Origin of the sequence: Klebsiella huaxiensis, from assembly GCF_003261575.2 — a bacterium.
Taxonomy (GTDB): Bacteria; Pseudomonadota; Gammaproteobacteria; order Enterobacterales; family Enterobacteriaceae; genus Klebsiella; species Klebsiella huaxiensis.
Genome location: NZ_CP036175.1, coordinates 1,493,600 through 1,513,996 on the forward strand (window position 1 = coordinate 1,493,600; position 20,397 = coordinate 1,513,996).

General features: G+C 52.7%; 19 protein-coding genes. 15 read left to right on the forward strand and 4 right to left on the reverse strand.

Features of this window, described 5'->3' with window-relative positions; all coding sequences use genetic code 11:
• The first annotated feature begins 19 nt into the window (after positions 1-19).
• The 10 genes from rseA to acpS all read left to right on the forward strand — a co-directional run bounded on the left by rseA (position 20) and on the right by acpS (position 8,878).
• Positions 20-670, forward strand: coding sequence for an anti-sigma-E factor RseA (gene rseA / locus DA718_RS07215; RefSeq protein WP_112215423.1), 651 nt, complete (start codon positions 20-22; stop codon positions 668-670).
• Positions 670-1,626 carry a sigma-E factor regulatory protein RseB gene (gene rseB, locus DA718_RS07220; RefSeq protein WP_110272052.1) on the forward strand — a complete coding sequence of 319 codons (957 nt, stop codon included), beginning with the start codon at positions 670-672 and terminating at the stop codon, positions 1,624-1,626. Before rseA ends, rseB begins: the two co-directional genes overlap by 1 nt.
• The gene (gene rseC, locus DA718_RS07225; RefSeq protein WP_112215424.1) at positions 1,623-2,102 is read left to right on the forward strand and encodes a SoxR-reducing system protein RseC; all 480 of its coding nucleotides are present in this window, start codon (positions 1,623-1,625) and stop codon (positions 2,100-2,102) included. Before rseB ends, rseC begins: the two co-directional genes overlap by 4 nt.
• A 186-nt stretch (positions 2,103-2,288) precedes the next feature.
• Positions 2,289-4,088: a translation elongation factor 4 gene (lepA, locus tag DA718_RS07230; RefSeq protein ID WP_110272054.1), complete on the forward strand. Its 1,800-nt coding sequence runs from the start codon at positions 2,289-2,291 to the stop codon at positions 4,086-4,088.
• A gap of 15 nt (positions 4,089-4,103) precedes the next feature.
• Positions 4,104-5,078 carry a signal peptidase I gene (lepB, locus tag DA718_RS07235; RefSeq protein ID WP_110272055.1) on the forward strand — a complete coding sequence of 325 codons (975 nt, stop codon included), beginning with the start codon at positions 4,104-4,106 and terminating at the stop codon, positions 5,076-5,078.
• Between the two features lie 225 nt (positions 5,079-5,303).
• Positions 5,304-5,984 carry a ribonuclease III gene (rnc, locus tag DA718_RS07240; RefSeq protein ID WP_110272057.1) on the forward strand — a complete coding sequence of 227 codons (681 nt, stop codon included), beginning with the start codon at positions 5,304-5,306 and terminating at the stop codon, positions 5,982-5,984.
• Complete coding sequence (gene era, locus DA718_RS07245) at positions 5,981-6,886, forward strand: GTPase Era (protein ID WP_112215426.1); 906 nt, start codon at positions 5,981-5,983, stop codon at positions 6,884-6,886. Before rnc ends, era begins: the two co-directional genes overlap by 4 nt.
• Before the next feature lie 131 nt (positions 6,887-7,017).
• Positions 7,018-7,755, forward strand: coding sequence for a DNA repair protein RecO (gene recO / locus DA718_RS07250; protein ID WP_112215500.1), 738 nt, complete (start codon positions 7,018-7,020; stop codon positions 7,753-7,755).
• Positions 7,756-7,766: 11 nt separating this feature from the next.
• Complete coding sequence (pdxJ, locus tag DA718_RS07255) at positions 7,767-8,498, forward strand: pyridoxine 5'-phosphate synthase (protein ID WP_112215428.1); 732 nt, start codon at positions 7,767-7,769, stop codon at positions 8,496-8,498.
• The gene (gene acpS / locus DA718_RS07260; protein WP_112215429.1) at positions 8,498-8,878 is read left to right on the forward strand and encodes a holo-ACP synthase; all 381 of its coding nucleotides are present in this window, start codon (positions 8,498-8,500) and stop codon (positions 8,876-8,878) included. The genes pdxJ and acpS overlap by 1 nt, the downstream gene beginning before the upstream one ends.
• Here acpS and DA718_RS07265 read toward each other — a convergent pair.
• Both DA718_RS07265 and DA718_RS07270 read right to left on the reverse strand, forming a co-directional pair.
• The gene (locus DA718_RS07265; protein WP_110272062.1) at positions 8,875-9,135 is read right to left on the reverse strand and encodes a YfhL family 4Fe-4S dicluster ferredoxin; all 261 of its coding nucleotides are present in this window, start codon (positions 9,133-9,135) and stop codon (positions 8,875-8,877) included. The two genes, acpS and DA718_RS07265, sit on opposite strands and share 4 nt — an antisense overlap.
• 37 nt (positions 9,136-9,172) lie before the next feature.
• A complete protein-coding gene (locus tag DA718_RS07270) occupies positions 9,173-10,099 on the reverse strand; it encodes a LysR family transcriptional regulator (RefSeq protein WP_112215430.1) in 927 nt (308 codons plus the stop codon).
• Between the two features lie 116 nt (positions 10,100-10,215).
• Between DA718_RS07270 and DA718_RS07275 the strand changes: the two genes are divergently transcribed.
• Both DA718_RS07275 and DA718_RS07280 read left to right on the forward strand, forming a co-directional pair.
• Complete coding sequence (locus tag DA718_RS07275; RefSeq protein ID WP_112215431.1) at positions 10,216-11,412, forward strand: L-lactate MFS transporter; 1,197 nt, start codon at positions 10,216-10,218, stop codon at positions 11,410-11,412.
• A 21-nt stretch (positions 11,413-11,433) separates the two neighbouring features.
• Complete coding sequence (locus DA718_RS07280) at positions 11,434-12,351, forward strand: oxidoreductase (RefSeq protein ID WP_112215432.1); 918 nt, start codon at positions 11,434-11,436, stop codon at positions 12,349-12,351.
• Positions 12,352-12,390: 39 nt separating this feature from the next.
• Here the strand turns inward: DA718_RS07280 and DA718_RS07285 are convergent, their stop codons facing one another.
• Positions 12,391-13,239: a MurR/RpiR family transcriptional regulator gene (locus tag DA718_RS07285; RefSeq protein WP_112215433.1), complete on the reverse strand. Its 849-nt coding sequence runs from the start codon at positions 13,237-13,239 to the stop codon at positions 12,391-12,393.
• Between the two features lie 225 nt (positions 13,240-13,464).
• On the opposite strand from DA718_RS07285, the gene yfhb reads away from it, so the two are divergent.
• Positions 13,465-14,088: a phosphatidylglycerophosphatase C gene (gene yfhb / locus DA718_RS07290; RefSeq protein WP_167492856.1), complete on the forward strand. Its 624-nt coding sequence runs from the start codon at positions 13,465-13,467 to the stop codon at positions 14,086-14,088.
• 59 nt (positions 14,089-14,147) lie between these two features.
• Positions 14,148-14,654: a tRNA adenosine(34) deaminase TadA gene (tadA, locus tag DA718_RS07295; RefSeq protein WP_220471462.1), complete on the forward strand. Its 507-nt coding sequence runs from the start codon at positions 14,148-14,150 to the stop codon at positions 14,652-14,654.
• On the opposite strand, the gene mltF is transcribed toward tadA, so the two are convergent.
• The gene (mltF, locus tag DA718_RS07300; RefSeq protein WP_112215436.1) at positions 14,651-16,267 is read right to left on the reverse strand and encodes a membrane-bound lytic murein transglycosylase MltF; all 1,617 of its coding nucleotides are present in this window, start codon (positions 16,265-16,267) and stop codon (positions 14,651-14,653) included. The genes tadA and mltF overlap by 4 nt on opposite strands.
• Positions 16,268-16,439: 172 nt before the next feature.
• Here mltF and purL point away from each other — a divergent pair, with 172 nt between their 5' ends.
• Entirely contained in the window at positions 16,440-20,327 is a 3,888-nt protein-coding gene (purL, locus tag DA718_RS07310) for a phosphoribosylformylglycinamidine synthase (protein WP_112215437.1), read from the forward strand.
• Positions 20,328-20,397 lie beyond the last annotated feature (70 nt).

Consider the following 20,397-nt stretch of genomic DNA (forward strand, 5'->3'; position numbering starts at 1 on the left):
CTGGAAAAGGGTATCAGGCATGCAGAAAGAAAAACTTTCGGCCTTAATGGATGGTGAAACGCTGGATAACGAACTGCTCAATGAGCTAGGTCGTTCATCTGAAATGCAAAAAACCTGGGAGAGCTACCATCTCATCCGCGATACGCTGCGAGGCGATACCAGTGAGATGCTCCATTTTGATATCTCCGCTCGCGTCATGGCCGCCATTGAAAATGAGCCCGTTCGTCAGACGGTTCCTCTAATTCCTGAATCTCAGCCTGCCCCGCATCAGTGGCGCCAGATGCCTTTCTGGCAAAAAGTGCGCCCATGGGCAAGTTCCTTAACCCAAATGGGAGTTGCTGCGTGCGTTTCCCTTGCTGTTATCGTCGGCGTCCAGCAGTATAATGGGCAGTCTGATGCATCTCAGCAGCCTGAAGCACCGGTGTTTAACACCATGCCGATGATGGGGAAAGCCAGCCCGGTTAGCCTGGGCGTGCCAGCGGATGCTTCAGCAGGCAGCGGTCAGCAGGCGCAAGTGCAGGAACAGCGCCGCAGAATTAATGCTATGCTGCAGGATTATGAATTGCAGCGTCGCCTGCATGCTGAACAGCTTCAGTTTGGTCAGGCCCAGACTCAGCAAGCCGCTGTTCAGGTGCCGGGCTATCAAACTTTAGGAACGCAATCGCAGTAATGAAGCAACTTTTGTGTGCCATGTCGCTCATGGCAGGCAGCTTGTTCTTCTCCGCCAACGCCTCGGCTGATACATCGTCCGGGGCGTTGTTGCAGCAGATGAACCTGGCTAGCCAGTCCCTCAATTACGAGCTGTCTTTCGTCAGCATCAACAAGCAGGGCGTTGAGTCGCTGCGCTATCGACACGCGAAACTGAATAACCGCCCCCTCGCTCAGCTATTACAGCTAGACGGCCCTCGCAGGGAAGTCGTACTGCGCGGCACTGAAATTAGCTATTTTGAACCAGGCCTCGATCCGTTCACGTTGAATGGTGACTATATCGTAGATTCGCTGCCTTCATTGGTGTACAGCGACTTCAAACGGCTGGCGTCGTATTATGATTTCATCTCTGTTGGGCGTACGCGTATTGCCGATCGTTTATGCGACGTGGTGCGAGTCGTGGCCCGTGACGGTACGCGTTATAGCTACATCGCCTGGCTAGATGCTGAAACAAAGCTGCCGCTGCGTGTTGATTTACTCGATCGCGATGGGGAAACCCTTGAGCAGTTCCGGGTCGTTTCTTTCAGCGTTGGCGACAATGTTAGCGCCAGTATGGAAACTCTGGCAAAGGCGAGCCTGCCGCCGCAGCTTTCCGTACCAGAAGGTGGCGATAAGGCTAGCTTCAACTGGGCACCTACCTGGCTGCCGCAGGGTGTTGCGGAAGTCTCCAGTAGCCAGCGTCGTCTACCAACGTTTGATGGTCCGGTAGAGTCCCGCCTCTACTCTGATGGGCTATTTAGTTTCTCCATCAATATTAATCGCGCCGCAGCAAATAGCAGCGATCAGTTGTTGCGTACCGGGCGTCGCACCGTGGCTACCATCGTGCGCGATAATGCAGAGATAACCATTGTTGGCGAACTGCCCCCGCAAACCGCGAAGCGTATTTCTGACAGCATTAAATTCAAGGCCGTACAATGATCAAAGAGTGGGCAACGGTCGTTTCCTGGAATAACGGAATTGCGCAGGTGCATTGCGATGTTAAAGCATCCTGTAGTAGTTGCGCTTCCCGTGCTGGTTGCGGTAGTCGAGTGTTGAATAAGCTCGGGCCGCAAACCAGCCATACAATTAGCGTGCCTTGTGAACAGCCGCTGGCTGCCGGGCAAAAAGTAGAATTGGGGATTGCCGAAAGCAGTTTGCTTGGCTCAGCCATATTGGTCTATATGGCGCCGTTAGTTGGACTGTTCTTGATGGCGTCTATCTTCCAGGTTCTGTTCGCGAATGATTTTGCTTCGCTATGTGGGGCAATACTTGGCGGCGTTGGCGGGTTTTTGGTGGCTCGTGGTCTTTCTCCTGGTTTAGCGGCTCGTCAGTCGTGGCAACCGGTGATTATTAGCGTCGGTTTACCGCCAGATTTAGTTCGCATTGAGACGCCTTCCGCACCATTGGGTCAGTGATTTCACTGGCCCTAATCTTTATTTACAACTCCCGCAAGATCTCGTCATTTACTCCGACTATGCTAGCCGTAAGAGCATTTCCTGGTTTCGTGGATGTAGTGTAGAATGCGGCGTTTTCGGATCAAAAAAACGTCAGGCACAGAATAGCGGCCTCATGATACGCGTAAGGCATAACTAACTCTAAATATGAAGAATATACGTAACTTTTCAATCATCGCTCACATTGACCACGGTAAGTCGACTCTGTCTGACCGAATTATCCAGATTTGCGGTGGCCTTTCCGATCGTGAAATGGAAGCCCAGGTCCTGGATTCCATGGATCTTGAACGCGAGCGCGGGATTACCATCAAGGCACAGAGCGTCACGCTGGATTACAAAGCGACCAATGGCGAAATCTATCAGCTGAACTTTATCGACACCCCGGGGCACGTGGACTTCTCCTATGAAGTTTCTCGTTCACTGGCGGCGTGTGAAGGGGCACTGCTGGTGGTTGATGCGGGTCAGGGCGTTGAAGCTCAGACGCTGGCTAACTGCTATACGGCGATGGAAATGGATCTGGAAGTGGTGCCGGTCCTGAATAAAATCGACTTGCCTGCAGCCGATCCTGAACGTGTAGCGGAAGAAATTGAAGACATCGTCGGTATTGATGCTACCGATGCAGTGCGCTGTTCGGCGAAAACCGGCGTTGGCGTGCCCGATGTCCTGGAGCGTCTGGTACGCGATATTCCGCCGCCGGAAGGCGACCCGGAAGCGCCGTTACAGGCACTGATCATCGACTCCTGGTTTGATAACTACCTGGGTGTTGTCTCGCTGGTGCGTATTAAAAACGGCACCATGCGCAAAGGCGACAAAATCAAGGTAATGAGCACTGGTCAGGTCTACAACGCCGATCGTCTCGGTATTTTCACGCCGAAACAGGTTGATCGCACCGAGCTGAAATGCGGCGAAGTCGGCTGGTTGGTTTGTGCGATTAAAGACATCCTCGGCGCACCGGTTGGCGATACGCTGACTCTGTCCCGTAACCCAGCAGATAAAGCTCTGCCAGGTTTTAAAAAGGTCAAACCACAGGTTTATGCTGGCTTGTTCCCGGTAAGTTCTGATGATTATGAGAACTTCCGCGATGCGCTGGGCAAACTGAGCCTCAACGATGCCTCTTTGTTCTATGAGCCGGAAAGCTCTACTGCGCTAGGCTTTGGTTTCCGCTGCGGCTTCCTGGGTCTCCTGCACATGGAGATCATTCAGGAACGTCTGGAGCGTGAATACGATCTGGATCTGATCACCACGGCGCCGACGGTAGTCTATGAAGTAGAGACGACTTCGAAAGAAGTTATCTACGTCGACAGCCCGTCTAAACTTCCGCCGCTGAACAATATTCAGGAACTTCGTGAGCCGATCGCTGAGTGTCATATGCTGCTGCCGCAAGAGTTTTTGGGCAACGTCATTACCCTGTGCATAGAAAAACGCGGTGTTCAGACCAATATGGTCTACCACGGTAATCAGGTTGCGCTGACCTATGAAATTCCGATGGCGGAAGTGGTGCTCGATTTCTTTGACCGTCTGAAATCTACTTCCCGTGGTTATGCGTCGCTGGACTATAACTTCAAACGTTTCCAGGCTTCCAACATGGTACGCGTGGATGTGTTGATCAACAGCGAGCGAGTCGATGCGCTGGCGCTGATTACGCACAATGATAATGCGCCATACCGCGGTCGCGAACTGGTAGAGAAGATGAAAGAGCTGATCCCACGTCAGCAATTCGACATCGCTATCCAGGCCGCTATCGGCAACCACATTATTGCCCGTTCAACGGTGAAACAGCTGCGTAAAAACGTCCTGGCAAAATGCTATGGCGGCGACGTCAGTCGTAAGAAAAAGCTGCTGCAGAAGCAGAAAGACGGTAAGAAACGCATGAAGCAGGTCGGTAACGTTGAGCTGCCGCAGGAAGCGTTCCTCGCCATTCTGCACGTTGGTAAAGACGGCAAATAACCCTAAGGAGTTGGCATGGCGAACATGTTTGCCCTGATCCTGGTCATCGCTACCCTGGTGACGGGTCTATTGTGGTGCCTGGATAAATTTATTTTCGCGCCAAAACGTCGTGAACGTCAGGCCGCAGCTCAGGCAGCGACCGGCGACCAGTTGGACAAAAAAACACTGAAGAAAGTCAGCCCTAAACCGGGCTGGCTGGAAACCGGTGCTTCGGTATTCCCGGTCCTGGCGATTGTCCTGGTAGTGCGTTCGTTTATTTACGAACCTTTCCAGATCCCTTCGGGTTCGATGATGCCTACATTGTTGATCGGCGATTTTATTCTGGTTGAGAAGTTTGCTTATGGGATTAAAGACCCTATCTACCAGAAAACGCTGATTGAAACGGGTCATCCGAAACGGGGTGATATCGTGGTTTTCAAATATCCAGAAGATCCGCGTCTGGACTACATCAAACGTGCTGTCGGTTTGCCGGGTGATAAAGTCACATACGATCCGATTAGCAAGCAAGTCACCATCCTGCCGGGCTGTAGTTCAGGCCAGGCCTGTGGCAATGCCCTGCCGGTGACTTACTCCAACGTTGAGCCGAGCGATTTCGTGCAGACTTTTTCCCGTCGTAACGGCGGTGAAGCAACCAGCGGTTTCTGGCAGTTGCCGAAAGGTGAAACCAAAGCTGACGGCATTCGTCTGACCGAGCGCAAAGAGACGCTGGGTGAGGTAACGCACCGTATTCTGACCGTGCCGATTGCTCAGGATCAGGTGGGGATGTATTACCAGCAGTCTGGTCTGCCGTTGGCGACCTGGATTGTGCCGCCGGGGCAGTATTTTATGATGGGTGACAACCGCGATAACAGCGCCGACAGCCGTTATTGGGGCTTTGTACCGGAAGCAAATCTGGTCGGTAAAGCAACCGCAATCTGGATGAGTTTTGAAAAACAGGAAGGCGAGTGGCCTACTGGAGTACGCTTGTCACGTATCGGTGGTATCCAGTAATTTTCCTACCTCTATTCACGCTGCCGTTGCAATAACTGCAGCGTGAATTATTTAAGATTTAAATCTATTCAAACTAACGACATCCCCTGTCGTTGCGTATAGAATATCCCCCCGAAGTTTTAGGTTGTCTCTCGTAAGATTGACACAGCACACGAAACCGCGTTGGCTTTTACTCAGGTCGGTTTCGTGTGCTGCATTTTTGACGCATTCATTTATTGGTAACGCATGAATCCCATCGTAATTAATCGGCTTCAACGGAAGCTGGGCTACACTTTTCATCATCAGGAGCTGTTGCAACAGGCATTAACTCACCGCAGTGCCAGCAGCAAACACAATGAGCGCCTGGAGTTTTTAGGTGACTCTATATTGAGTTTCGTCATCGCAAATGCGCTCTACCATCGTTTCCCTCGGGTCGATGAAGGTGATATGAGCCGCATGCGCGCGACGTTGGTGCGGGGCAATACGTTGGCAGAAATGGCTCGCGAGTTTGAGTTGGGTGAATGTTTGCGTCTTGGGCCGGGTGAATTGAAAAGTGGAGGTTTTCGCCGTGAATCCATTCTGGCGGATACCGTTGAAGCATTAATCGGCGGGATTTTCCTCGACAGTGATATTCAAAACATCGAGCGCCTGATTCTCTCCTGGTACCAAAGTCGTCTGGACGAAATTAGCCCTGGCGATAAGCAAAAAGATCCTAAGACCCGTTTGCAGGAGTATCTGCAGGGGCGTCACCTGCCGCTTCCGTCCTACCTGGTGGTTCAGGTTCGCGGTGAAGCGCATGACCAGGAATTTACTATCCACTGCCAGGTTAGCGGCCTGAGTGAACCGGTGGTTGGCACAGGTTCTAGCCGTCGCAAGGCGGAACAGGCTGCCGCCGAACAGGCGTTGAAAAAGCTGGAGCTGGAATGAGCGAAGAAAAAAATTATTGTGGGTTTGTTGCTATCGTTGGTCGTCCTAACGTCGGGAAATCAACGCTGTTGAACAAGCTGCTTGGGCAGAAGATTTCTATTACTTCACGCAAAGCGCAGACCACACGTCACCGTATCGTCGGTATTCATACTGAAGGTCCGTATCAGGCAATTTATGTTGATACCCCTGGCCTGCATATGGAAGAGAAGCGCGCTATTAACCGCTTGATGAACAAAGCGGCCAGTAGCTCGATTGGCGACGTTGAACTGGTGATTTTTGTTGTTGAAGGTACCCGCTGGACGGCAGATGATGAAATGGTTCTGGGTAAGCTGCGCGACGCCAGAGCACCGGTTATTCTTGCGGTGAACAAAGTCGATAACGTGCAGGAAAAGGGCGATCTGCTGCCACACCTGCAGTTCCTCGGCAGTCAGATGAATTTCCTCGATATCGTGCCGATTTCCGCGGAAACCGGGCTGAACGTGGATACCATCGCCGGTATCGTGCGTAAGCATCTGCCGGAAGCAATTCATCACTTCCCGGAAGATTACATTACCGATCGCTCTCAGCGTTTTATGGCTTCTGAGATCATCCGCGAAAAACTGATGCGTTTCCTTGGCGCTGAGCTGCCGTATTCCGTGACCGTCGAAATCGAACGTTTCCAGACTAACGAACGCGGTGGCTACGATATCAATGGTCTGATTCTGGTTGAGCGTGAAGGGCAGAAGAAGATGGTGATTGGCAACAAAGGGGCCAAAATCAAAACCATCGGCATTGAAGCGCGTAAAGACATGCAGGATATGTTTGAAGCGCCAGTTCACCTGGAGCTGTGGGTGAAAGTGAAATCCGGCTGGGCCGATGACGAACGTGCGTTGCGCAGTCTCGGTTACGGCGAAGACCAGTAGTTTTCATACTCTATGGCTTTCGAGGTGCAGGAAGGCGGCAAGACCGCGAATCCCCGGGAGCTTACTCAGGTAAGTGACTGGGGTGAACGGGCGCAGCCAACGCACCTGCAACTTGAAAGACGACGAGTATGATGGAAGGCTGGCAGCGCGCTTTTGTCCTGCATAGTCGTCCCTGGAGCGAAACCAGCCTGATGCTGGACGTTTTCACGGAAGAGTCAGGCCGCGTGCGCCTTGTTGCAAAAGGCGCACGTTCCAAACGTTCTAATCTCAAAGGCGCTCTTCAGCCCTTTACCCCCTTGTTGCTTCGCTTTGGCGGGCGTGGTGAAGTCAAAACGCTACGCAGCGCGGAAGCTGTCTCGCTGGCGCTCCCTCTCAGCGGTATCACGCTCTATAGCGGTCTTTACGTTAACGAACTGCTTGCCCGCGTGCTTGAGCATGAAACGCGCTTCTCCGAACTTTTCTTCGATTATCTGCACTGCATCCAGTCTCTGGCTGGTGCAAGCGGTTCTCCTGAACCTGCACTGCGTCGCTTTGAACTGGCGCTGTTGGGGCATCTTGGCTACGGCGTTGATTTTCTCCACTGTGCCGGGAGCGGTGAAGCGGTTGACGACGCCATGACCTATCGCTACCGTGAAGAAAAAGGCTTTATCGCCAGCGTGGTTATTGATAACAGCACCTTTACCGGGCACCATCTTAAGGCGTTGGCGAGCCGCGAATTTCCAGACAGCGATGCGCTGCGTGCGGCAAAACGTTTCACTCGTATCGCCCTGAAGCCGTATCTTGGTGGGAAACCGCTGAAAAGCCGGGAGCTTTTTCGCCAGTTTATGCCCGCGCGGGCGGCGCGAGCCAATAAAACCAATAACGATTAACGAGGATTGTCATGGCTGAATTACTGTTAGGGGTCAATATTGACCACATTGCGACATTACGCAACGCTCGCGGCACCGCTTATCCTGACCCGGTGCAGGCGGCCTTTATCGCCGAGCAGGCTGGTGCTGACGGTATTACCGTCCATCTGCGCGAAGACCGCCGACACATCACCGATCGCGATGTGCGTATCCTGCGCCAGACTCTCGATACTCGCATGAATCTTGAGATGGCAGTGACGGAAGAGATGCTGAATATCGCCTGCGAGACGAAACCACATTTCTGCTGCCTGGTGCCGGAAAAACGCCAGGAAGTGACCACCGAGGGGGGGCTGGACGTTGCGGGCCAGCTCGACAAAATGCGCGATGCCTGTAAGCGCCTTGCCGACGCCGGTATTCTGGTTTCCCTGTTTATCGATGCTGATAATGCGCAAATTAAGGCCGCAGCGGACGTGGGAGCACCCTATATCGAAATTCACACCGGTTGCTACGCCGATGCTGCAACCGATGCTGAGCAGACAAAAGAGCTGGAGCGTATTGCTAAAGCGGCAACTTACGCCGCCAGCCTTGGGCTGAAGGTTAATGCCGGTCACGGTCTAACCTACCATAACGTTAAAGCCATTGCGGCACTGCCGGAAATGCACGAGCTGAATATCGGTCATGCGATTATTGGTCGTGCGGTGATGAGCGGCCTGAAAGAGGCGGTTGCGGAAATGAAGCGTCTGATGCAGGAAGCGCGCGCGTAATGGCTATCCTCGGACTGGGCACTGATATTGTTGAAATAGCCCGTATTGAAGCGGTGATCGCCCGCAGCGGCGATCGCCTGGCCCGTCGCGTACTTAGTGACCATGAGTGGGCGATATGGGAAGAGCATCAGCAACCGGTCCGTTTTTTGGCTAAGCGCTTCGCGGTAAAAGAAGCCGCAGCCAAGGCGCTTGGGACCGGCATTCGCAACGGTCTGGCGTTTAATCAGTTTGAGGTTTACAACGACGAGCTAGGTAAGCCAAAGCTGCGTTTGTGGGGAGAGGCGAAAAATCTGGCGGCACGTTTAGGAGTCAGCAGCATTCATGTGACGCTGGCCGATGAGCGCCACTATGCCTGCGCTACGGTCATCGTCGAAAGCTAGATTTTTTCGGCGTGGTGCAGCAGGACGAATTTATCCCACAACTGCTCTTCGTTTTCACTATGCGCCGGATCTTTCAGAATAGTGTTCGGGATTGGACACACTTTCTGGCAGGTCGGCGTTTCATAATGACCCACGCACTCGGTGCAGCGGTCGCTGTTAATTTCATAAATGCTATCACCCATTGATATCGCCTCATTCGGGCATTCTGGCTCGCACATATCGCAGTTGATGCATTTTTTGGTGATTAACAGCGCCATCAGGAAATTCTCAGAAACAACACAAATAGGGCGGGCATTATACGCCCATTTTCTGCTCAGGCCAGCTCTTTTCTGGCGTCAATTCGTTATCCGTAGTGTAAAAATTTTTGATCTGCTTGAGCAGGCAGATAGTTGCGTTGTCCAGCGAAAGGTCATTGCTATGTACGAGCATCACTGGGATGAAAAAAGCCGGAATACCAAGCGAAACCAGACGGACATTTTTGGGCGTGGATAAACGCGTTAGCGAGCGGGTAATAAATGCGATGCCAATTTGTGCTTCAGCATACTCAAGGCATGAGTAGTGGTTATCCAGCTCGCAGATAATGTTAGGGGCGACTTTGCGGTGATTAAATTCAGTCGTGATGATTCCTCTTAATAGCAGAGAGTCATTAAGCACGATTATGGGTTGGTCGTTTAAATCTTTTGGATGCAGACGTTCGCGTTTTGCCAGAGGATGAGAAAGTGGGATTGCAGCAATAATTTCATCTTCAAACAGCATGGTCGAGCTTAGTTGGGCAGGGAGCGTTGTCCGATAAACGATGCCAATATCGACAGCGTTATCCGTCAGCTTTTTAATGGTTTGTTCCGTTGAGAACTCTTTAACATTTAACGATATCTCCGGGTGGTGTGCCATAAAGCTACGGAATGCAGGTAATAACAAGTAGCTGCCTGACACGCCGATGGAAATCGTATCGCGCTGTTGATCCTGATAGGGAAGAAGTTCATTTTCAGCATTTTTTAAATCCAGCATTATTTTGTTAGCGTGCTGTTGCAAAATAAAGCCTGGTTTTGTTAATTCAATGCCTCTTCCTTTGCGCTTAAATAATATTGTCTTAAGTGATGACTCAAGTTGTTTGATTTGCTGACTTAATGATGGCTGAGTGATAAACAGGCGACTGGCTGCCCGACCGTAATGTAGTTCATCACACAATATCAGGAAGGAATGCAGTTGTTTGATATTCATTAAAATTTAACGCCAATCGATTGGGTTTTGTTATAACGATTATAAAAAATACCAAATTGTTTGCCTATTTTGCTTTTTTTAAACTGTGATCAGTGCATTTTAAAAAAGGAAAAGTTATGTCGGTATCAATCAACCGCTGGGGAATGCTTGCCGCCCACGTGTGCATAAATTTTGTACTCGGGGGCGTCTATGCATTTAGCTATTTTAAAACGCCATTAATGGAGCAATATCACTGGGACCCCGCGACCCTGGCGTTGGCATTTTCTATCAATATGGGGATCATTCCTTTACCGATGATTTGGGGCGGGAGGATGATCGATAACGGCAAAGGAAAACAGGCGATTGTCATCGGTGGCATCCTGTTTTCTTTAGGTTTTATCTTGTCCGGATTCGTGGATAATTTGCCAATGTTATTCTTAACCTATGGGGTCATCGCCGGGTTGGGATCGGGACTGGCTTTCACGGGTAATCTTAATAATATCTTGAAGTTTTTCCCTGATCGGCGAGGACTTGCCAGCGGCATCGTTCTGGCCGGTGTTGGTGTAGGGACGCTACTATGCACCCGCCTTGCCGAATACTTTATGTCGCAAACCCATGATGTCAGCCGGGCATTATTGTATCTTGGGATTGTATATCTGGTGGTCATTTTTATCGTGCAGTTCTTTATTCGAAGCGCACCTGCAAAAGATAGTGGGGGAATTAAAGCATCGCCAATGGATAAAGATTATCGACACATGCTTAAGGACCTGCGTTTTTGGCTACTATTTATGATTCTGGCGCTGGGCGTATTCTCCGGAATGGTGATCAGTTCAAGCTCTGCACAAATTGGTATGACGCAATATGGTTTAATATCCGGGGCATTGATTGTCAGTCTGGTATCGATATTTAACTCTATTGGTCGCCTGTTCTGGGGAGGTTTGACCGATAAGTTAGGCGGGTATAATACGCTGGTGATTGTTTATCTCTTTACCTGCCTTTGTATGTTGCTGTTGCTCTTTTTTAACGGTAATACTTCGGTGTTCTATTTCAGTGCGCTGGGCGTTGGCTTTGCTTATGCCGGGATATTAGTTATCTTCCCCGGACTGACCAGCCAGAACTTTGGCATGCGTAATCAGGGATTAAACTATGGATTTATGTATTTTGGTTTTGCCGTTGGTGCGGTTATTGCGCCGTATGTTACATCAGCTATAGCGAAATATACAGGGAGTTATAATACGGTATTTATTCTCACCACGGTCTTATTGCTTATTGGGGTAGTGCTCACGCTGGTGACTAAACGTTATGTTGGAATGGTTTTAGCCAAAATACATTGATCAAATCATAAGGAAATAAAGATGAAAATTGCAATCGCAGGTGCAGGGGCTATGGGGTGCCGTTTTGGCTATATGTTACTGGCTGCCGGACATGACGTGACGCTTATCGATAGCTGGCAGGAACATGTTGATGCTATTTGCAGTAAGGGATTGTTTGTCGAAACGGAAACGACTCAACATTATTATCCGATACCCGCAGTTATGGCTGATAAGGCACTGGGGGAATTTGAACTGGTTATTCTGTTTACCAAAGCCATGCAACTGGACAGCATGCTACAGCGTATTAAGCCGTTGCTACCCGCAGCGAAAGTCGTGATGATTTTATCTAATGGTCTGGGAAATATCGAAACGCTGGCAAACTACGTTGATCGGGAAAAAATCTATGCTGGCGTCACGTTATGGTCGAGCGAACTGGAGGGTGCCGGACATATTATGGCCACCGGCACGGGGACGATTGAGCTGCAGCCCATTGCCAGTCAGGATGCTGACCAGGAAGCCAGAGTGGTTGCCACCCTTAATAGCGCCGGGCTGAATGCGGAAATTAGTCCTGACGTATTATTATCAATCTGGAAGAAAGCGGCTTTTAATAGCGTAATGAATACTTATTGTGCACTGCTGGATTGTAATGTTGGCGGTTTTGGCAATCGACCGGGAGCATTAGATTTAGCGCAGGCAGTGGTAGATGAGTTTGTTCTGGTAGCAGCCAGCCAGAATATTCCGTTGACACAGGAAATGGTGATGAATACGGTGAAGAAAGTATTCGACCCACGCGAAAGCGGCCATCACTATCCTTCTATGTATCAGGATTTACATAAAGGGCGACTCACTGAAATTGACTATTTAAATGGGGCGATTGCGCGTATTGGGATGCAGAACAATATTGCCGTACCGGTTAACAAGCTTCTGACTCAGCTGATTCACGCCAAAGAAGCGCAATAAATCCAGGGGCTCTTTTGCGAAATGCAGAAGAGCCCGCTTTCAGACCAGCTTTTTCACCAGCGCTTCACTATGACGAATGCGATCCGGGGCGCGTTCAAGATCCTGCTGGACCAGCCCCATAAACAGCAGGTCGGCCAGCATCATTTGCGCGCTGGTTGAGGAGATCGCGGCGCTGCGCGTAGCCTGTTCTTCAGCGATGGTATACAGGCACAGAGTTGCCTGCTGTTGAAGGGCATTGGGGTTAAAACCGGTGATCGCCAGGATCTGGCTCCCCACTCGCAATGCTTCACCTGCCGCCATATTAATTTCACGTCGTTCACCAGAGTAGGAGATGGCCAGCAGCAGATCGTCTGCCGCCATCGCCTGTACCGTTGCCAGAAGGGCATGCATATCCTGCTCAGAAACGGCGTTAATGCCGATTTTCATCAGCTTCCAGCTAAAGTTCCTCGCCACCAGACCCGATGCACCAATACCGGTAATAATGACCCGCCGGGCATTGCGCAGTAGCGCAACGGCTTCCAGTAGCTTTTCTTCGCTGTTGACGTCCAGAGAGGCATGCATTGCTGCAATATTATCTTTAATCAGCTTTTCGCCCACCAGTCGGAGAGGATCATCCCCGCGAATCTGGTTGTGCACCGGTATGGATTGCGGAGTGGGGGCGCTAGCCAGCGCTTCGCTTAACGCCAGTTTCAACGCCGGGAAACCTTTAAAACCCATCTTTTGCGCGAATTTCACCACGCTCGACTGGCTGACTCCGGCTTCGCCCGCCAGCTGCTGTGAGCTGAGGTGGCGGGTTTGATCCGGTTGGGCCAGAATAAAATCGGCCAGTTTTTTATCACTTGTGGCCAGCGTGGGGTAGCGTTGGCGGATTCGGGTCAAACAGTTCATAGCGGCTCCGGAGGACAGCTTTCACCCTCGGCTGAAAGAATTTTGTATTCAATTATAAGGGGAATAGTGCGAATTAAAAATTCAACCGCTCAGATTTCTCTGCAAGGAGGTTTTACCTTAATCCCGGCTCAACGATGGCGGATGTTTTCGCTATTCAATGCGTAAGGCTGTTAAGCTATTGGTTATCGAGGTGTTAATCCAGAGGAGTCGGTTTTGAATAGTAGCATGCGGCGAGTGGTTTTCTTTGATCTGGATGGCACCTTGCATCAGCAGGACATGTTCGGCAGTTTCTTGCGCTATGTGCTACGTCATCAGCCGTTGAATACATTGCTGGTTCTTCCTCTGTTGCCCGTTATTCTTGCCGGGCTGTTGCTAAACGGTCGGGCCGCACGCTGGCCGATGAGTCTGCTGCTGTGGGCTACGACTTTCGGGCGCAGTGAGAGGCATCTGAAACGTCTTGAGGCGAGTTTTGTTCACTGGTTCCGGCAGCATGTCACGGCTTTTCCTGTTGTTCAGTCACGGTTGACGGATTATCTGACCAGCACCGATGCGGACGTTTGGTTGATTACCGGGTCGCCGCAGTCGCTGGTGGAGCAGGTCTATTTTGATACTGCATGGTTGCCGCGAGTGAATCTGATTGCCAGTCGGATGGAGCGCCGTTGCGGCGGCTGGGTTTTAACGCTGCGCTGTCTGGGTAACGAAAAAGTCGCGCAACTGGAGCAAAAAATCGGTGCTCCGCTGCGCTTGTACAGTGGCTATAGCGACAGCGAACAGGACAATCCGCTGCTCTATTTTTGCCAGCACCGCTGGCGAGTAACCCCACAAGGCGATCTTCAGCAGTTAGAATAGTGTGTAATACATAGCGTCCATGTATAATGCGCCCCGCTTTTTCCGCAGGAGTGCCCGCTTTGTCTGACCATGAATTAAATGATGAATACTGGATGCGTCATGCTTTGACGCTGGCGAAACGCGCCTGGGAAGAGGGCGAGGTGCCGGTCGGCGCGGTGCTGGTGCACAATCATCAGGTCATCGGTGAAGGCTGGAACCGGCCAATTGGCCGTCACGATCCTACTGCGCATGCTGAGATTATGGCGTTGCGCCAGGGGGGGATGGTGCTGCAAAACTACCGTCTGGTTGACGCGACGCTGTACGTCACCCTTGAGCCTTGCGTAATGTGCGCCGGGGCGATGGTGCATAGCCGCATTTCACGGCTGGTATTCGGTGCCAGGGATGCGAAAACCGGCGCTGCCGGGTCGTTGATCGACGTGCTGCATCATCCGGGGATGAATCATCGGGTAGAAATAACCGAAGGACTCCTGGCAGAACAGTGCTCCGGTATGCTGAGCGATTTTTTCCGCTGGCGGCGCGAAGAGAAAAAACTGCTTAAAAAGGCGCGTCAGCAAACGGAAGATTAATGGCCCAGTCCTGGGATTTTAAATTTTGCGTTATCGACCAGCGTTTCGGCGCGAAAGCTGAAAAAGGACATGGCGTACTGTTCTTCTTTATTTAACTCATCCGGCATGACCGCCGGATAGTGTTCGCCAAGCGCCGCAATCTGCGCCTCTTTTCTCTCTTTCTCAGAGAGGTAACCCACAAGGCTGATGTGGTATTTGCGGATATTCTCGACATAGGCGTAGGCCTCATGACCGCGCGCAAAGCCGTACTTCAGCCGACTGTAATAGTTTTTCTGGCTCAGCAACGGCAGACGCTGCTTCACATCGGCCCAGCTATTGGGATTACCTTTCTGCTTTTTGGTTAGCGCCATCGCGTCAAGCATATGCGCGTAGCCCATATTGTAAGCCGCCAGCGCAAACCAGATACGTTCGTCTTTGGGAACGGAGTCGGGCACTTTACTCATCATATCCTGTAGATAACGCATGCCGCCGTCGAGGCTTTGGTCTGCATCGGTACGGTCGGTCAGTCCCAGGCTCAGGGCGGTATTGCGGGTGAGCATCATTATTCCGCGTACGCCGGTCGGAGAGGTAGCCTGAGGGTCCCAATGCGACTCCTGCCATGAGATGGCCGCCAGCAGGCGCCAGTCTATTTGTCGGGCATATTTTTCGAACATCGGCTGTAGGTCTGGGAGAATGTTCTCCACGGCGCGCAGGAAGGTGCGCGTATCAACATAGTCAAAATCGTTACCGTGGCCGAGGTATTTCTCTTCCAGTCGCGCAAGGATGCCGTCTTCATTAATGTTATTGAAGAAATCGAGCATCGCCGCCGACAGCGAGTTATCTTCGCCTTTTTCACTAAACCAGGTCACCGGTTGCTCATCGCTGATATCCAGCGCGACGGCCAGTTCCGGGTGGACGCGCTGGAACAGACTGACGGCGACCGAATCCGCGATGGTGTAATCGAGCTTACCGTCGATCACCGCCTGCATCAGCGCCGTGGTGCCGCGTTTATCATCCACGCGCCAGTCGAGGTCCGGATATTTTTGTTCTTTTAATGCCTGCAGGTCGTTAATCGCCACGTGCCCGGGGGCGATAGCCAACTGCTCCGCGGTAAGATTAGCGAGGCTGCGCGGGCGCAGGCTACCTTTGCGATACACCAGCTGTTGTGAAACGGAATAGTAGGTTGGCCCGGGCTGATAGTTCTTTACCCGTTCAGAGTTGTAGACCAGCCCTGCCGCCAGCATGTCGGCTTTTCCCTCATCGAGGTCATCGAATAGCTGGCTGATATTTTGTCGGACGGTCACCTTCAGCTCGACCCCAAGGTAGTCGGCAAACTGCTGTGCCAGCTCATAATCGAAACCGTAGGTTTTGTCATTGAGGGTCGCGAAGGTCATTGGCGAATTAATGGTGCTGATGCGCAGTTCTCCGCGCGCCATAATCCCCGCCACACGGTTCTCTGGTTTCCCCATCCACGGGAGAGACGGCCACAGGGCAGCCGCCAGCAAGAGGGTTACAATGCCGATGAGCAGATAATTAATCTTTAGTTTTTTCAGATAGTTAATCTTCTGCAGCTTTGCGTTCCTCAGCAGACTATGACCGGAAAAAGTAAAAGGTTGTCGTCGAATGAGCGGCATTTTGCTTAAGAATGCGCCAGTTGGCAACTTATTCGCGAGTCGGGTCACATTTATTGATAAACCCTGGCAACCATTTTATTTCTACGCAAACGGTTTCGTCGGGACGCAGGATTCACTATAATGGCGCCCGTTTCCCCCGGCTCACCCTGAAAGCTTCGAAGACGAGAGACTTATGATGGAAATTTTGCGTGGTTCACCTGCACTGTCGGCATTCCGTATCAATAAACTGCTGGCACGTTTCCAGGCGGCCAACCTTCCGGTAAGCACTATATATGCCGAGTATGTTCATTTTGCCGATCTCAGCGCCCCGCTAAGCGGCGACGATCGTGAGAATCTGGCGAGGTTGCTAAAATATGGCCCGAACTTAAGCAGCCATACCCCAACCGGCAAGCTACTGCTCGTTACCCCCCGTCCTGGCACCATCTCTCCCTGGTCTTCTAAAGCTACCGATATTGCCCGTAACTGTGGCCTGTCTCAGGTTGTGCGCCTGGAGCGCGGCGTTGCGTACTACGTTGAAGCGAGCTGCCTGACTGAAGAGCAGTGGGCGCAGGTGGCGGCTGAACTGCACGATCGAATGATGGAAAACGTATTTGGCGCGCTGGAAGAGGGTGAAAAGCTGTTTGCTCACCATCAGCCGACCCCGGTAACCAGCGTTGACCTGCTGGGACAAGGTCGTCAGGCGCTGATTGACGCCAACCTCCGTCTGGGGCTGGCGCTGGCGGAGGACGAAATCGACTATCTGCAGGATGCCTTCCATAAGCTGGGCCGTAACCCGAACGATATCGAACTCTATATGTTCGCGCAGGCCAACTCCGAGCACTGCCGACACAAAATTTTTAACGCCGATTGGATCATCGATGGCGAACAGCAGCCGAAGTCGCTGTTCAAGATGATCAAAAATACCTTTGAGAAAACTCCGGATTACGTGCTGTCGGCCTATAAAGATAATGCTGCGGTAATGGAAGGTTCGGCGGTGGGACGTTACTTTGCTGACCACAAAACGGGCCGCTACGACTTCCACCAAGAAGACGCGCATATTCTGATGAAGGTTGAAACCCATAACCACCCGACGGCGATCTCTCCGTGGCCAGGCGCGGCGACCGGTTCCGGCGGTGAAATCCGTGACGAAGGTGCGACCGGTCGTGGCGCTAAGCCGAAAGCAGGGCTGGTGGGTTTCTCCGTCTCCAACCTGCGTATTCCTGGCTTTGAGCAGCCATGGGAAGAAGATTTCGGCAAGCCGGATCGTATTGTGACCGCGCTGGATATCATGACCGATGGCCCTCTGGGCGGTGCGGCGTTTAACAACGAATTTGGTCGCCCGGCGCTGAACGGTTATTTCCGTACCTATGAAGAGAAAGTGATTAGCCACAACGGCGAAGAGCTGCGCGGCTATCACAAGCCCATCATGCTGGCGGGCGGTATCGGCAACATTCGTGGCGAACACGTGCAGAAGGGCGAGATTGTCGTTGGCGCGAAGCTGATTGTTCTTGGCGGCCCGGCGATGAACATCGGCCTCGGCGGCGGTGCTGCTTCTTCAATGGCGTCGGGACAGTCTGATGCAGACCTGGATTTTGCCTCCGTACAGCGCGACAACCCGGAAATGGAACGTCGCTGCCAGGAAGTTATTGACCGCTGCTGGCAGCTGGGCGATGCCAACCCGATTCTGTTTATTCATGACGTCGGCGCAGGCGGTTTGTCCAATGCCATGCCGGAGCTGGTGAGTGATGGCGGACGCGGCGGTAAATTCCAGCTGCGCGACATCCTCAGCGATGAGCCGGGCATGAGCCCGCTGGAAATCTGGTGTAACGAATCTCAAGAGCGCTATGTTCTGGCGGTAGCGCCGGAGCAGCTGCCACTATTCGATGAGCTGTGCCGTCGCGAGCGCGCACCGTACGCAGTTATTGGCGAAGCGACTGAAGCGATGCACCTGAGCCTTGACGATACCCATTTTGACGATCGACCGATTGATCTGCCGCTCGACGTGCTGCTGGGTAAAACGCCGAAAATGACCCGCGATGTGCAGACCCTTAAAGCGCAGGGGCAGAGTCTGGAACGCCAGGACATAACTATTGCCGACGCGGTAAATCGCGTGTTGCATCTGCCGACCGTGGCGGAGAAAACTTTCCTTGTCACCATCGGTGACCGCACCGTGACCGGCATGGTCGCACGCGATCAGATGGTCGGTCCGTGGCAGATCCCGGTCGCTAACTGCGCGGTAACCACCGCCAGCCTCGACAGCTATTACGGTGAAGCCATGTCAATTGGCGAACGTGCGCCGGTTGCGTTGCTGGACTTCGCTGCTTCCGCTCGTCTGGCGGTGGGCGAAGCGCTGACCAACATTGCTGCGACGCAGATTGGCGCGCTCAATCGCGTGAAGCTGTCGGCAAACTGGATGGCCGCTGCCGGTCACCCGGGTGAAGACGCTGGCTTATATGAAGCTGTTAAAGCGGTTGGCGAAGAGCTGTGTCCGGCGCTGGGATTGACGATTCCAGTGGGTAAAGACTCTATGTCGATGAAAACCCGCTGGCAGGAAGGCAACGAGCAGCGCGAAATGACTTCCCCGCTGTCGCTGGTGATTTCCGCTTTTGCCCGTGTGGAAGACGTACGCCGCACTGTGACCCCGCAGCTCTCTGGCGAAGATAATGCGCTACTGCTGATTGACTTAGGTAAGGGAAACAATGCGCTGGGCGCGACCGCGCTGGCCCAGGTTTACCGTCAGCTTGGCGATGTTACGGCAGACGTTCGTGATGTTGCTCAGCTGAAAGGCTTCTGGGATGCGATGCAGGCGCTGGTTGCCGAAGGCAAACTGCTGGCCTGGCATGACCGTTCCGACGGCGGCCTGCTGGTGACGCTGGCCGAAATGGCCTTTGCCGGTCACTGCGGCGTTAACGTGGATATCGCCGCGCTCGGCAATGACCATCTGGCTGCGCTGTTTAACGAAGAGCTGGGCGGTGTGATTCAGGTTCGTGCCGCCGATCGTCAGGCGGTGGAAGCGCTGCTGGCCGCAAATGGCCTGGCGGATTGCGTTCACTATCTTGGCCAGGCAACCACGGGCGATCGCTTTGTCATCACTGCCGACGGTCATCCGGTGTTCAGCGAAAGCCGCACTACGCTGCGTATGTGGTGGGCTGAAACCACCTGGCAGATGCAGCGTCTGCGTGATAACCCAGAGTGTGCCGACCAGGAGCACGAGGCGAAAACTAACGATGCCGATCCGGGCCTCAACGTGAAGCTTTCTTTCGATATCAATGAGGATATCGCTGCGCCTTATATCGCCACCGGCGCGCGTCCGAAGGTTGCCGTGCTGCGCGAGCAGGGAGTGAACTCCCATGTAGAAATGGCGGCAGCGTTCCATCGTGCGGGCTTTGATGCTATCGACGTGCATATGAGCGACCTGCTGGCGGGCCGTACCGGTCTTGCTGATTTCCAGGCGCTGGTGGCCTGCGGTGGTTTCTCCTACGGTGATGTTTTAGGCGCGGGTGAAGGCTGGGCGAAATCTATTCTGTTCAATGACCGCGTACGCGACGAGTTTGCTACTTTCTTCCATCGCCCACAGACCCTGGCGCTGGGCGTGTGCAACGGCTGTCAGATGATGTCTAACCTGCGTGAACTGATTCCCGGCAGCGACCTGTGGCCGCGCTTTGTGCGCAACCACTCTGACCGTTTTGAAGCTCGTTTCAGCCTAGTTGAAGTGACCCAAAGCCCGTCGCTGCTGCTGGAGGGAATGGTAGGTTCGATGATGCCGATTGCCGTTTCTCACGGTGAAGGGCAGGTAGAAGTTCGTGATGGTGCGCATCTGGCCCAGCTTGAGAGTAAAGGCCTGGTGGCGCTGCGCTTCGTCGATAACTTTGGTAAGGTCACGGAGAACTACCCGGCTAACCCGAACGGTTCGGCAAACGGCATTACCGCGGTGACCAGCGAAAGCGGACGCGCGACTATCATGATGCCGCACCCGGAGCGCGTCTTCCGTACCGTGTCGAACTCCTGGCATCCGGAAAACTGGGGCGAAGACAGTCCGTGGATGCGTATTTTCCGCAACGCGCGTAAACAGCTGGGCTAAGTCTTCTTTGCAAACCTCATTAAGCCTCCTGTAATCGCAGGGGGCTTTTTTGTTTGTGATGACCGTGAGA